At 63.1% G+C, this 12,184-nt stretch carries 15 protein-coding genes and 1 pseudogene; 6 read left to right on the top strand and 10 right to left on the bottom strand.

The genetic code is table 11. The features are described 5' to 3' along the window. Positions 1 to 3 precede the first annotated feature (3 nt). The gene (locus EN955_RS18645; RefSeq protein WP_024504138.1) at positions 4 to 492 is read right to left on the bottom strand and encodes a GNAT family N-acetyltransferase; all 489 of its coding nucleotides are present in this window, start codon (positions 490 to 492) and stop codon (positions 4 to 6) included. A gap of 5 nt (positions 493 to 497) precedes the next feature. Continuing rightward, complete coding sequence (locus tag EN955_RS18650) at positions 498 to 1,403, bottom strand: lytic transglycosylase domain-containing protein (protein WP_013530096.1); 906 nt, start codon at positions 1,401 to 1,403, stop codon at positions 498 to 500. Positions 1,404 to 1,584: 181 nt separating this feature from the next. Between EN955_RS18650 and EN955_RS18655 the strand changes: the two genes are divergently transcribed. Further along, the gene (locus EN955_RS18655) at positions 1,585 to 2,154 is read left to right on the top strand and encodes a methylated-DNA--[protein]-cysteine S-methyltransferase (protein WP_013530095.1); all 570 of its coding nucleotides are present in this window, start codon (positions 1,585 to 1,587) and stop codon (positions 2,152 to 2,154) included. A gap of 30 nt (positions 2,155 to 2,184) precedes the next feature. Here EN955_RS18655 and EN955_RS18660 read toward each other — a convergent pair whose 3' ends face one another. The 3 genes from EN955_RS18660 to EN955_RS18670 are packed head-to-tail and all read right to left on the bottom strand — an operon-like array spanning position 2,185 to position 3,993. Then, a complete protein-coding gene (locus EN955_RS18660) occupies positions 2,185 to 2,673 on the bottom strand; it encodes a nuclear transport factor 2 family protein (protein WP_024504139.1) in 489 nt (162 codons plus the stop codon). A gap of 26 nt (positions 2,674 to 2,699) precedes the next feature. Further along, positions 2,700 to 3,089, bottom strand: a complete 390-nt coding sequence (locus EN955_RS18665; protein WP_013530093.1) for a nuclear transport factor 2 family protein — start codon at positions 3,087 to 3,089, stop codon at positions 2,700 to 2,702. Between the two features lies 1 nt (position 3,090). Beyond that, positions 3,091 to 3,993, bottom strand: a complete 903-nt coding sequence (locus tag EN955_RS18670; RefSeq protein ID WP_024504140.1) for an MBL fold metallo-hydrolase — start codon at positions 3,991 to 3,993, stop codon at positions 3,091 to 3,093. A gap of 149 nt (positions 3,994 to 4,142) precedes the next feature. On the opposite strand from EN955_RS18670, the gene EN955_RS18675 reads away from it, so the two are divergent. Then, a complete protein-coding gene (locus tag EN955_RS18675) occupies positions 4,143 to 5,033 on the top strand; it encodes a LysR family transcriptional regulator (RefSeq protein WP_024504141.1) in 891 nt (296 codons plus the stop codon). 26 nt (positions 5,034 to 5,059) lie between these two features. Here the strand turns inward: EN955_RS18675 and EN955_RS18680 are convergent, their stop codons facing one another. Further along, positions 5,060 to 5,389 (bottom strand): hypothetical protein, encoded by a 330-nt coding sequence (locus EN955_RS18680; protein ID WP_024504142.1) that lies wholly within the window; start codon positions 5,387 to 5,389, stop codon positions 5,060 to 5,062. Positions 5,390 to 5,663: 274 nt separating this feature from the next. Here EN955_RS18680 and EN955_RS18685 point away from each other — a divergent pair, with 274 nt between their 5' ends. The 3 genes and pseudogenes from EN955_RS18685 (at position 5,664) to EN955_RS35475 (ending at position 6,595) form a co-directional block, all read left to right on the top strand. Next, positions 5,664 to 5,876, top strand: a complete 213-nt coding sequence (locus tag EN955_RS18685; RefSeq protein WP_010910991.1) for a cold-shock protein — start codon at positions 5,664 to 5,666, stop codon at positions 5,874 to 5,876. A 271-nt stretch (positions 5,877 to 6,147) separates the two neighbouring features. Then, positions 6,148 to 6,345, top strand: a complete 198-nt coding sequence (locus tag EN955_RS18690) for a hypothetical protein (protein ID WP_024504143.1) — start codon at positions 6,148 to 6,150, stop codon at positions 6,343 to 6,345. Continuing rightward, positions 6,342 to 6,595: pseudogene (locus tag EN955_RS35475) on the top strand (hypothetical protein). The gene EN955_RS18690 and the pseudogene EN955_RS35475 overlap by 4 nt, the downstream one beginning before the upstream one ends. Before the next feature lie 22 nt (positions 6,596 to 6,617). Here the strand turns inward: EN955_RS35475 and EN955_RS18700 are convergent. From EN955_RS18700 to EN955_RS18710, 3 genes are all read right to left on the bottom strand, one after another. Continuing rightward, entirely contained in the window at positions 6,618 to 7,226 is a 609-nt protein-coding gene (locus EN955_RS18700; RefSeq protein WP_013530087.1) for a glutathione S-transferase family protein, read from the bottom strand. A gap of 112 nt (positions 7,227 to 7,338) precedes the next feature. After that, the gene (locus tag EN955_RS18705) at positions 7,339 to 8,187 is read right to left on the bottom strand and encodes an EAL domain-containing protein (RefSeq protein ID WP_024504145.1); all 849 of its coding nucleotides are present in this window, start codon (positions 8,185 to 8,187) and stop codon (positions 7,339 to 7,341) included. Then, a complete protein-coding gene (locus EN955_RS18710; protein WP_013530085.1) occupies positions 8,184 to 9,077 on the bottom strand; it encodes an EAL domain-containing protein in 894 nt (297 codons plus the stop codon). Before EN955_RS18710 ends, EN955_RS18705 begins: the two co-directional genes overlap by 4 nt. Positions 9,078 to 9,284: 207 nt before the next feature. Here EN955_RS18710 and EN955_RS18715 point away from each other — a divergent pair, with 207 nt between their 5' ends. Next, positions 9,285 to 10,487, top strand: a complete 1,203-nt coding sequence (locus EN955_RS18715) for a pyridoxal phosphate-dependent aminotransferase (protein ID WP_024504146.1) — start codon at positions 9,285 to 9,287, stop codon at positions 10,485 to 10,487. Between the two features lie 60 nt (positions 10,488 to 10,547). Here EN955_RS18715 and EN955_RS18720 read toward each other — a convergent pair whose 3' ends face one another. Then, complete coding sequence (locus tag EN955_RS18720; RefSeq protein WP_024504147.1) at positions 10,548 to 12,065, bottom strand: MFS transporter; 1,518 nt, start codon at positions 12,063 to 12,065, stop codon at positions 10,548 to 10,550. Positions 12,066 to 12,184: the final 119 nt, after the last annotated feature.

Raw genomic sequence — 12,184 nt, forward strand, 5'->3', positions numbered from 1 at the left:
ACCCTAGCCTTCCCAGGCGACAGGCATCATACCCAGCCGCTCATAGAGCCGGACGGCGGCGGGATTCTCGACCGTGTTGGTCTTGAGGTCGACATGGTCGGCGCCGCGTTCGCGAAAAACGGCGAAGGCGTGCCACATCAGCGCTTCGGCAACACCCTTGCCGCGCGCCTCGGGATGAACGGCAAGATCCTTGACGAAGGCGCGGGTCCAGCACAGCGCCGCCGCCGCCAGCCGGCCCTTGGCGTCGATGACGAGGAAGCACAGCGCCGGGTCGAATTCGGGATCGTCCGCGATACGCGGCCACCACTCGTCGAACGGACCATCGGCGCCGTCATCGAACACTTCCGTCAAAAGCGCATGCAGGGCGGGCGCGTCACCAGGCTCGAAACTGCGCATGACAAAGCCGTCGGGCCAGTGCGGCGGAACCAGCGTCTCGTCGAGGATCTTGCGCAGCCGGATGTCGTTCAGGGCCGGCGGGCGCGGTTCAGGCATCGCGCTCAGGCGTCGGGTTGCAGGCGACGGCGCTGGCGGTCGCGGCCAAGGCCGGTCGCCTCGAGCAGGCCCTTGCGCTTGGCGTCGTAATAATAGCCGGTCTGATAGAGCCAGTCGGCCTTCTTGGCGTTGCCGCCGGCCACCAGCCAGGCGCCGCGCAGATATTTGACCGCGTATTTTAGATTGGTTTCGGCGTCGAACAGGCCCTTGGCCGGTCCGTCATAGCCCATGCCGCGTGCCGTCGCGTGCTTGATCTGCATCAGTCCCCAATGGCCGTTGTTGTAGGCTTTCGGGTTGAAGGTGCTCTCGCGGTTGACGACATGGCGCACCAGGTCCACCGGCACCTGGTAGATCGCCGCATATTTCTCGATCAGCCGCTCGACATCGCCACGCACGCCCGTCGCGTGTTCTTCTTGCACGGGCCCTGCCGGAAACTGGACCAGGGCCGCCGGGTTCTGCGGCACGACATAGGCGACCTGCTGGACGCCGGGCATGCGGTCGCCCTTGGCGGTTGCCGGCACGATCAGCCCCGCGGTCGTATAAGTCTCGGCCGCCTTGACCGGTTCGTTCGCATTTGCCGGCGGCGGCGCCTGCCAGGCATTGGCGGTCATAACCGCAGGCACGGCTGGTGCCGCCGGTGTCGATCCGGCAAAAGCGGCGGTCGCCGCAGCCGGCTGTGCGGCGGGATCGGGCGGCAGCTCGGCCGTCTGAACGGGGGCGATCCCCGATGATTCCGGCAGCACCGAAACCGTCTCCGGCAGAGGCACGGTGAAGCCGGCATCAGCGCCGGCGGCGGTCGCTGTTTCGGTGAGAGCAGGCGCGGACTTCATCTGCGAGGTCGACGTGCAGCCGCTGATGCCGGCGGCGGCCAGGATCACGCCGATCGCGATAAGGTTGAGTTTTGCTGGCAAGCCGCGCTCGGGTCCGGTTTGTCGGGTTGTTAAGAAATCCCTTACACCAGCGATTCAGGCCGGGCAATCGGGGCGATCAGGTGGTTTTCGGGTGGCGAGACGCAGGCGGCGATGCCATATTGTTCCGGATATGTACTGGGACGAATCCCGGATTTCGCCACTTTGCGGGAAGGAACGCATCATGGTCACGACAGCTTCGATCACGGCCGGCCACGCAGTGTTAGAAACAGTGATCGGTTTCATGGGCATTGCCTGGAGCGAAAAGGGCCTGATCCGGCTCTGCCTGCCCGAACGCAGCCGCGAAGCGGTGGAACGGCGCCTGCTGCGTCACGGTGGCGTTTCCGCTTCCACGGCGCAGCCGCCATGGGTGGTCGAGCTGATCGCAGCGATCAAGGCCTATGCGGCGGGCGAGGATGTCGATTTCTCCGCCGTACCGGTCGATCTCGACGGCGTCGACGATTTCCGCCTCGCCATTTACGACGCGGCGCGAAAACTCTCCTTCGGCGAAACCACCACCTATGGTGAGCTGGCCAAGACCGCCGGCCATGCCGGGCTCGCCCGCGAAACCGGGGCCGCCCTTGGCGCCAATCCGGTGCCGCTGGTCATCCCTTGCCATCGCATCCTTGCCGCCGGCGGCAAGATCGGCGGCTTCTCGGCGCCGGGCGGCTCGGTCACCAAGGAGAAGATGCTGGCCATGGAAGGCGTGCGCGTCGGCCCGCCGCCCCCGGCGCAGGTATCGTTCGGGTTTTGAGCGGCGGCCGGCGCTGGCAGAAGGCCTGGATCAGTACATCGGTCGCTTATTGACCGGGTTGGCGGGCACCGGCTGCATCACGTCCCAATGCTCGGCGATCTTGCCGTTTTCAACGCGAAAAATGTCCACGATGACCGTCTCCGGCATGTTGCCTGCCTTCGGTTGAACGACCTGGGTCATGACGAGGTCGCCTTCGGCGATCACCCGCTTGAAGTCGACTTTTTGTTTTGGCCAATTGGCGACACCCATGCTTTCGAGAAGCTTTTTGACCGAGTCTCGGCCATCCGTCATCGTCGGGTTATGCTGAATGTAAGCCTCGGCCCAATAGCGGTCCAGCGCGGTAAGGTCATGGTCGCCGAACAGCGCCTGATAGGCTTTCAGGACAAGCGTCCTGTTTTTTTGAGTCAATTCATGCTGTTGCAGCACCTGCTTGACCGGCTTGGTGTTTCCCGCATGCGCCGCGGCCGTGAGGGCCGCGACCGCGAAAGCGGCCGCCGCGAAGGATTTAAGTTGCAGCACGGATGTCTCCCTCGGTTGCTTCGGTGTCAGGCCAGTGCGCGCGCAACGAGCACCGTATCGACATACTGCCGCATGCGGATGATCTTGCCGTCCCGCAGCTCGTAGAGATGAGCGAAGGGGGCAGTCATGGATTTTCCCGTCGCCTTATATGTACCGGAATACACGCCGAAGGCCGCCACCCGGTCGCCATCGGCAATGAAGCTGTGCACGTCGGCGTGGTATCCGATCCACTCCGAGCCGAGCCGCTTGAAGACCCCCTGCATCAGGGCCTCGATGCCGACATAGGTGCCGGCATAGGGGAATCCTTCCGCCTCGGTCCATTCGATGTCGGCGGAAAGAACGGCCAGCAGATTGCGGCCGTTCTCCTCGGAAGTTCCCTCGTAGGTTCCACGGATCAAATCGAGGTTCGTCGCCATATCAGCCCCACTTCATCTCGCCCTTGGCGACCTTGGATCCGACATCGAGGGCGACGCCCATACCGAGGCCGGGGAAGCGGGTCTCCATGGCGGCCTTCAACGCGGCGCTGTCTGCCGCCTTGTCCAGTTCTTCCTCGAAGGTGAGGAGATAGGACTTGGTGAACTCCACCGCCGAAGGACCGATCGCGGCATCGGGGGCCATGTGGCCGGGCACCACGACAGCGGGCTTGCGGGCGGCAATCGCGTCCAGCGTCTTGATCCAGGCGGCGCGGCTTTCCCTGGTCTGCGTGTCGGCGGTCCAGACGTGAACGCCCGAGAAGATCATCACCCCGCCGAAAACGGCATTGAGTGACGGCACGAACAGATAGCGGCGGTTGGCCAATCCTTCTTCCGCATTGACGATCTCTACAGTCTCGCCATCGACCGTCAGCGTTGCGCCGTCGAATGCCTCGGGGAGGACGATGTCGGAAAGCGCCTGCGGGCCATTTTCCTTCAGTTGCGGACCCCAGACGGCGAGCTTCTTCTCCACATTGCCCTTGATGGCTTCCAGCGTGGCGGAGGCAGCGATGACTTTTGCCTCAGGGAAGGCGTCCCGCACCGGCTTCAGGCCGAAGTAGTAATCGGGATCAGACTGAGTGACATAGATGGTGGTCAGCTTCTTGCCGGTGGCCTTGATGGCATCGGCGAGCGCCTTGCCGTCCGGATAGGTGAAGCCGCCGTCGATCAACAGGGCTTCGCTCGGCCCCGACAGCAGCACCGGCGCACGGAAGAAGCCGTTTGGACCCGCCGGGAAGTGTTTCCAGCCAAGCTTGGCGCCGGCGGCCTGGCCGCTGTCGATGGGCGCGAAAACGGCGGTTGCGCCGAGGGCCAATGAGGTCTTCATGATCTGTCTCCTCGTGAACATGGAATATCTCCGTTGAATGAAAGGGGATCGGGTGCGGCTACGGGCCCGCAGGGCGGACGGTAGACGGCACGGTAAGCCCTCTGGATTAATCAATAAATTGGCCGTAATAATACAAACTGTATGTTGAAAGCTTACAATGAGCCTTCGTGGTGGAATCGATAAACCTCAATCGCCTCGCCTATTTTGCCACCGTGGTCGACGCAGGTTCCTTTACCCGCGCGGCCGAGCGGCTTGGCATCACGAAAACAGTCGTCAGCCAACAAGTCGCTCGCCTCGAGGCTGAGCTGCGGACCACGCTTCTCGTGCGCACGACGCGAAGGGTCGAGCCGACGGAAGCAGGCCGTCTTCTGCATGCACGCTGCGTTCTGATCCTGCGGGATGTCGAAGAAGCGGTCGCCGAGGTTGGCGAGGCCAACGCCGAGGTGGCCGGTGTGCTGCGTGTTTCCGCGTCCAATGACTATGGCGCGATCGTGCTGGCCCCGATCGCCGCCCGCTTTCGCCAGAGATTTCCGGCCTGCGGCGTCGAACTGGTCATTTCCGATGCCATAATTGACTTGATCGGCAACAAGATCGACCTGTCCATCCGGGTTGGCTGGCTGGATGACTCCAGCCAGCAGGCGCGACGCATCGGCACCTTCCGGCAAATCCTGGTCGCGTCGCGGGATTTCGCGGCCGGGATCAGGGTGGACAAGCCGGAAGATCTTTCTTCCTTGCCGCTCGTTGCCAATGCCGTGCTTCGCAAGCCGTTCACCTGGAACTTCACCCGAGGCGATTCCGAGCCGCGCACCATCACCCTGCGCGAGGCGTTCTCCATCAACTCGACGCCCGCCGTACTGGAAGCGACGCTCGCCGGCGGCGGACTGGCAGTTCTGCCGGACTATCTGGTCGTCGACTATCTATCGCAGGGGCGCCTCGTCCACGTGCTCCCCGACTGGGCGCTGCCCTCCGGCGGCATTCACGTGGTCTATCCGGCGGCGCGCTTTCGCCCGCAAAAGGTGACGCAATTCGTATCCATGCTCACGGAGCATATCCGGGATTGAGAGCAATGGCTGCCGGTCGACAAGCGCTAGTTGTTATGGAAGAACCGCCGGCGGAAATGCCGGTCGTTGTCCGGCCGCTTGCAGTTGTAGACCGGGCAGGACTTTGTGTCGGCGCTCGGCACGTAGGCTCGTGTCCTCACCTCGCCCATGCTGCAGAATCGCTGGCTCTGCACATAGCGGTCGTAGAGCGACAGTCCCGGCACTCGCTTCGACTGGTAGCGCAGGATGACCGCCCCCTGCCGGGCGATCGTCGCCTGAACCTTGCCGCAGCTCATACGCGTCGGGTCGTAGCGCGAGATCGCCTGAGCCTGAGCGGCGACAAGCGTCAGGCAGGCGGCAAGCAGAATGGTTTTCATGGTCCTCTCCCTGATCCGCCGCCCAGGGACGTCGCGATCCGTCGTGACGCTCTCACGCGATTGGGGCGGCCATTGGGCAGCGCCCTGATCACGGCTTTCTCACACAGTCTTGTTTTTTGTGCGAAAGCAGCCTATATGCCTTCCATTGATATTTCGGCCGATCGATCCGGGCCTCGCGATAATCGCGTTTGCTGACGTCTATCTCCAAAATCTCGATGCACACCGGCTGGACCTCGGTCCGGTCAATCTAAAGCAAATGTGAAGGACTATCTAAATGGCAACTGGAACGGTCAAGTGGTTCAACGCCACCAAGGGCTTCGGCTTCATTCAGCCTGACGCGGGCGGCGCGGACGTATTCGTCCACATCTCCGCTGTCGAGCGTGCTGGACTGTCGACCCTGGTCGAAGGCCAGAAGATCAACTTCGAGATCGAGCAGGACCGCCGCACTGGCAAGTCGTCCGCTGGATCTCTGAGCAAGGCAGCCTGATTTTGCGATAGCGCGCGCCGGGCGAGAGTTCGGGGCGCGCGGCAAGTCACGGATGTACTGACAGTCGCGCGAGAAGCGCGCTGGAGCGGAAAGACCCGACAAGCTGGATCAGCAGATAGCTGCCAGCCCGGACCGGACGCTCCCGATCAGGCTACCAAGCATGGGAAGGCGGGATTTATCCCGCCTTTTTTGCTGTCTGGGTTAGGTGGCGCAGCCCGCACTATGGTTCCAACTTGTGGTACTTTTAGCCCAGTAGTGGTACCATTCGGCCATGACCAAACTTGAGCAGATCGAAAAATCCGTCGCCGAACTGAGCCCCGAGGAACTGAAGGCGTTTGCCGCCTGGTTCGAGGCGCTCCAGGCAGATATGTGGGACCGGCAGATGGAAGCCGACGCGAAGACGGGCCGTTTGGACAGGCTTGCCGAACAGGCGCTGGCTGACCATCGCGCTGGTCGGACGCGGCTGTGAACCACGTCGCCTCTCCATCGTTCTGGGAGGCTTATGAAAAACTGCCATCGTCAATCAGAGCAAAGGCGGACAGGCGTTTTGCCCGACTGCGTTCGATCCTTTTCATCCCTCACTGCATTTCAAACAGGTCGGTCGCTATTGGTCGGCGCGAGTTGACGAAAACTATCGGGCTGTTGCCATACGCAACAATGAAGATGTGATCTGGTTCTGGGTCGGCACCCACGCCGACTACGACCATTTGTTGAAATAGCCCCTCCTTCAGGAGGAGAAGGCTACCCCACCCACTCGATCGGCACATGCCCCGGATCCGCTTCCACGCGGCCAAGCCATGCCGACACCGCCGGATAGGCGTCGAGCTGGAAACCGCCCTGCTCCGCCGTATGCGTATAGGCATAGAGCGCGATGTCGGCGACGCTGAGCGCGCTGCCGGCGAAGAAGGCATTGTTTTCCAGATGCCTGTTCATCACGCCGAGCGCCTTGTTGCCGCGCTCCAGCGTCACCGCCAGCCGCTCCGGGGTCGCATCCCCAGCACGTTCGGGAAAGGTCAGCAGCGCCTTGCGCACGGCGATGTAGGGCTCGTGGCTGTATTGTTCGAAGAACAGCCATTGATACGCGAGCCCACGCTCATACCTGTCCGCCGGCAGGAAGCGTGTGCCTTCGGCGAGATAGAGCAGGATGGCGTTGGATTCGGCCAGCCGCCGGCCATCGTCGAACTCGAGCAGCGGCACCATGGCGTTCGGGTTCTTGGCGACAAAGTCGGCTTTGCGTGTGTCGCCGGTGTGCGAACTCACCTCGACGTTGGTGAAGGCCAGGCCAAGCTTCGCCATCAGCAGGCGCGGCTTGTAACAATTGCCGCTGTCTATCATGCCGTAAAGTATCATGGCTGTTCCCCCGAGCACTCTCTCCGCGCGATTATCGCAGCGGCGGCGGACTCAACCAATGATTTGTTTTGTCGCGACGATCAGCGCCGCTGATGTGTGAATAGTGGCGCCCCTAGCCGAACAGCGGGACGACATTGCCGCCGGTACCCAGCAGCGTGTCGATGTTGAGTGGCTCTTCCTCGAAAACGGTCCCCGCCAAGGCTGGGCGGGCGAGGAGAAAACCCTGCAGCAGGTCGACGCCGCCTTCGAGCGCGACGCGCAGATGGGTGGGCTGCTCGATGCCTTCGACCAGCACCTTGGCGCCGCGGTCATGCAAGCTGGAAACCAGCGGGCGGAAGAACCGTTCAGCGGCAGCGTGGCGACAGAACTCCGCGAACCAGGTGCCATCGATCTTGACGATGTCGGGCTTGAGCAGGCTCACCCGCTCCTCGGTCGAGTGCCCGGTGCCGAAATCATCGATGGCGATGCGGATGCCGTCGCGCCGCATTTCGCACACCAGCCGCGCGAGAAGCGCGTCGTCCGCCGCCTGTTCGGTGATTTCGCAGACCAGCATGGCCGGCGCCAGGCCGAACTCGCCGAGATGCCTGGTCATCAGGCGAATCTCGGCCAGTGCCCGCCCGGCATGGTCGTTGATCAACGGATTGTAGTTGAAGAACAGGTCGAGCCCGTCGACGCCGATATTGCGAAAATTCCTGAGATGCAGCGCCCGGCACATGGTTTCCACAAACAGCCGGTCCGAGACGGCAACGCTTTCGAAGAACATCTTTGGCGCGCCGGGGCGGCCCGCACGGTGCGGCTCGATCAGGGCTTCGGCCGCGACCGCGTGAAGGAACCGGCCGCGCGGCGCGAAAATCGGCTGATAGGCGCTGCGCAGCCGGAACTCGCCATACATGCCGTATTCGATGCCGACTTCGTCGACCCGGATCGCATCGCCGACATTGCGCCGCCGATCACCTCTCATGTCGCCACGCGGCGCCCAAAGGCCTTGACCGGCCGCGCCGAAGGCGTTGCCACGGCAGCAGCAGACGTGTCGACGGCAGCAGCGACAGGCGCCTGCCCGGCCTTGTCGAAGACGCCAAAGCTGGTCGGCGCCAATTCGGGTCGCGCCAGCACGAAACCCTGCACCATCGACGCACCCGATTTCTCGGCGAGCTCCAGTTGCCAGCCCTCCTCGATGCCTTCGAACACCGTATGGATGCCTTGCTCCTCGAAGTTCTTCACCATGGTGGTCAGCAACGCGAAGCCGGCGCCGGACTCCATCAGCTGCGTGATCCAGTAGGCATCGAACTTGACGATATCCGGCTTCAACTCCTTGACCCGGTTGATGTCGGAATCGTCGGCGCCATAGTCGTCGACGGCGATGCGGAAACCGTTGGCTCTCAGTGCCGCGACGAAGCCGTGCAAGGCTTCCTGCGACGCCGACCGCTGCTCGGTCACCTCGCAGACGACGCGACGCGGGTCAATGCCGGCCTCGTGCAGCACGAGCCGCATCTCGCGCAAGGCAGCGTCGGCAACAGTGCGTTCGGTGAACACCGACGGGTCGAAATTGACAAAGATCGACGCTTCCCGCGGCAGGCAGGCACCGGCGTTGAGAAGATGCAGCGTCCTGGTCAGCGCCTCGATATGCAGCCGGTCGGCGGCCGGACAGGTCGAGAAGAAATTCATCGGCGATTGTGGCTCGCCGTCGCGGAACGGTCGGATCAGCCCTTCGAACGCGACCACCGACAGCTTGCCTTCCTTGAAGGCGAAGATCGGCTGGAAAGCGCTTTGCAACGTGTAGATGCCCCAGACACCGGTGGAGGTGCCGTCGTCCTGACGGATGATGTGGGCAAGCCCGACGCTGCGCGACACGGTTCCTCGCTCCGCAATTGGTCTGCGATCCTGCCACTCAAGCCTCTACCGCTCGTTAATGAATTTATTGTTGCCGACCCCTGGTCCGATCACAGCTCCTTGAGACCTGGATCAGCCGACAATGCTTGCGTTGCGCGAAATCATGCGACATGAGAAGCGCCGCGGTCGCTCCTGGCCGCGCCGATCTTCCATGGAGACGTCAAGCTCATGGCCTTTCTTGCCGACACCCTTTCGCGCGTGAAGCCTTCCGCCACCATCGCGGTCACGCAGAAAGCGCGCGAGCTGAAAAATGCCGGCCGTGACATTATCGGCCTCGGCGCCGGCGAACCGGATTTCGACACGCCCGACAACATCAAGAATGCGGCAATCGAGGCGATCCGCCGCGGCGAAACCAAGTATCCGCCGGTTTCGGGCATCGTGCCGCTGCGCGAGGCGATCGCAAAAAAGTTCAAGCGCGAGAACAATCTCGACTACAAGCCCGAGCAGACCATCGTCGGTACGGGCGGCAAGCAGATCCTGTTCAACGCCTTCATGGCGACGCTGAACCCCGGCGACGAGGTCATCATTCCTCGCCCCTACTGGGTCAGCTACCCCGAGATGGTGGCGATCTGCGGCGGCACCTCCGTGTTTGCCGACACCTCGATCGACAACGGCTTCAAACTGACCGCTTCCGTGCTGGAAAAGGCGATCACGCCGAAGACCAAATGGCTGCTGATGAACTCGCCGTCGAACCCGTCGGGTGCCGCCTATACCGAGGCCGAACTGCGCGCGCTGGCCGACGTGCTGTTGAAGCATCCGCATGTCTCGACGCTGACCGACGACATGTACGAGCACCTGACCTATGGCGATTTCGTCTTCAAGACCATCGCCGAGGTCGAGCCTAAGCTCTACGAGCGCACGCTGACCATGAACGGCGTGTCGAAAGCCTATGCAATGACCGGCTGGCGCATCGGTTATGCGGCGGGCCCGGTCCAACTGATCAAGGCGATGGACATGATCCAGGGCCAGCAGACATCGGGCGCCTGCACCATCGCGCAATGGGCATCCGTCGAGGCGCTGAATGGCCCGCAGGATTTCATCGCCAAAAACAAGGCGATCTTTCAAGGCCGTCGCGACCTCGTCGTCTCGATGCTCAACCAGGCGCGCGGCATCACCTGTCCGTCGCCGGAAGGGGCCTTCTATGTCTATCCCTCCTGCGCCCAGTTGATCGGCAAGAAGACCAAGGCCGGCAAGCCGATCGACACCGACGAAACCTTCTGCTCGGAATTGCTCGAAGCCGAGGGCGTCGCGGTGGTGTTCGGCTCGGCCTTCGGCCTCGGCCCCAACTTCCGCATCTCCTACGCCACCTCGGAGACGCTTCTGGAGGAAGCCTGCACGCGCATCCAGCGCTTTACGGCTTCGCTGACCTGAGCGGCGCGCTTTGAACGCAGAACCCGGCTTCACTGCCGGGTTTTCAATGGGCCGTCAGCCTCACGCCTCGTGCTTGGTCTCTTTGGCCGAGCGCGCCTCGGCCGGCGCCAGCACGGCAACCAGCAGTGCGGCGGTGAGGAACGCGCCTATCGCTGCCGTCAGCATGGCGGCATGAAAGCCGCCGGCATAGGCGGCAGCATAGAGTTCATGCACGCCGCTTTCGCCCATCGCCGCATCGGTTGCGAAATCATGCCGCGAAATTGCAGCACGGGCGACCGCTTCCGCGTTGGCGACACCGGCATCGCCGAGATACCCGGTCAAAAGGTTGGTTGCCCGCATGCTCATCAAGGCGCCGAGCAAGGCGATGCCGATGGCAAGACCGCTCTGGCGGGTGGCATTGATGACCGCCGACACCATGCCCGAGCGTTCGCGCGGCGCATAGGACATGGCGGCAGCGCTGCCGGTCGGGATTGCAAGCGCATTGCCGAGGCCGCCGATGGCGAACAGAAGGCACAGCGTCGCGTAGGACGTCCAAGGACCGGCCCAGCACATGCCGAGCATGGACAGGCCGATAGCAACATAGCCGATGGTCATCAGCGCGGAGTGACCATAGCGCGCGCTCAGCCTGCCGATCCACGGCGACACCACGATCTGGACGATGAAGGCCGGCGCCATGCGCAGGCCGGTCTGCGTCGGCGACCAGCCCTGCACCTGCTGTAGGAACATCGAGAAGAAGAAGACGCTGGAATAGGAGGTGAAGCCGAGCGCGAACGAAGCGACATTGGCGACGGCAAAGCGGACGTCACGGAACAGGCCAAGCGGCAGCATCGGCCGTGCCGTGCGCGCCTCGAAGCCGAGGAAAGCAGCCAGGCCGACGACACCTGCGATGAGCGCCGTGACCGTCCTTGGCTCGCCCCAACCATTCTCGCCGGCCGAGATCAGGCCAAAGGTCAGCGCCCCCAGCCACAGGATGCTGAGAGCCAGGCCGACGAGATCGAGATGGGCATGTTCGGGATGCGCCGTCTCGTTGATCGAAGCAGCACCGAGCGCGATCGTGATCAGACCAAGCGGCAGGTTGATCAGGAAGATGCTTTGCCAGCCGACGGTCTCGACCAGGATGCCACCGAGGACGGGACCAACGAGCAGAGAGATGGCGGCGAACGACGCCCAGCCGCCAATGACGCCGGCGCGCTGGCGCGCATCGGGAAAGGCTTGCGTCAGGATCGACAGCGCGCCTGGAATGAGCAGCGAGCCGGCGATGCCCTGTACGACCCGGCCAGCCAGCAGCACCGGCAAATTGGGCGCGACGGCGCAGATCAGCGAGCCGGCCACGAAGATGCCGACGCCGGCCAGCCATGAGCGCTTGCGGCCATAGCGGTCGCCGATCAGGCCGGACGACAGCATGAAGGCCGACAGGCACAGCGTGTAGGCGTCGACCACCCATTGCAGGCCGCCGAAATCGGTTTGCAACGCCTGCTGGATGGTCGGCAGCGCGACATTGACGATGCTGACGTCGAGCAGAGCCACGAACGAACCAAGATAGACAGCGGCGACCAGGGGCAAACGGTGCTTTGACATGGCTATGTCTGGACGTGAGTTTCGCAAATTACTGGCCGACGGTCAGTTGAACGGGCGGCATGGCGCTGTCGATCCGGCGACTGAGTATGGCCTGCGCCATGGTACGGGACTCGCCGCGA

Source organism: Mesorhizobium sp. M7A.F.Ca.CA.001.04.2.1 (assembly GCF_003998485.1).
GTDB classification, from domain to species: domain Bacteria; phylum Pseudomonadota; class Alphaproteobacteria; order Rhizobiales; family Rhizobiaceae; genus Mesorhizobium; species Mesorhizobium ciceri.

Bases quoted from the DNA above. Each gene is read 5' to 3' on its own strand.
- EN955_RS18685 (WP_010910991.1), top strand. From the start codon at position 5,664: ATGGCAACTGGAACGGTCAAGTGGTTCAACGCCACCAAGGGCTTCGGC.
- EN955_RS18715 (WP_024504146.1), top strand. From the start codon at position 9,285: ATGGCCTTTCTTGCCGACACCCTTTCGCGCGTGAAGCCTTCCGCCACC.
- EN955_RS18690 (WP_024504143.1), top strand. From the start codon at position 6,148: ATGACCAAACTTGAGCAGATCGAAAAATCCGTCGCCGAACTGAGCCCC.
- EN955_RS18705 (WP_024504145.1), bottom strand. From the start codon at position 8,187: ATGAGAGGTGATCGGCGGCGCAATGTCGGCGATGCGATCCGGGTCGAC.
- EN955_RS18655 (WP_013530095.1), top strand. From the start codon at position 1,585: ATGGTCACGACAGCTTCGATCACGGCCGGCCACGCAGTGTTAGAAACA.
- EN955_RS18670 (WP_024504140.1), bottom strand. From the start codon at position 3,993: ATGTTCACGAGGAGACAGATCATGAAGACCTCATTGGCCCTCGGCGCA.
- EN955_RS18680 (WP_024504142.1), bottom strand. From the start codon at position 5,389: ATGAAAACCATTCTGCTTGCCGCCTGCCTGACGCTTGTCGCCGCTCAG.
- EN955_RS18720 (WP_024504147.1), bottom strand. From the start codon at position 12,065: ATGTCAAAGCACCGTTTGCCCCTGGTCGCCGCTGTCTATCTTGGTTCG.
- EN955_RS18665 (WP_013530093.1), bottom strand. From the start codon at position 3,089: ATGGCGACGAACCTCGATTTGATCCGTGGAACCTACGAGGGAACTTCC.
- EN955_RS18700 (WP_013530087.1), bottom strand. From the start codon at position 7,226: ATGATACTTTACGGCATGATAGACAGCGGCAATTGTTACAAGCCGCGC.
- EN955_RS18645 (WP_024504138.1), bottom strand. From the start codon at position 492: ATGCCTGAACCGCGCCCGCCGGCCCTGAACGACATCCGGCTGCGCAAG.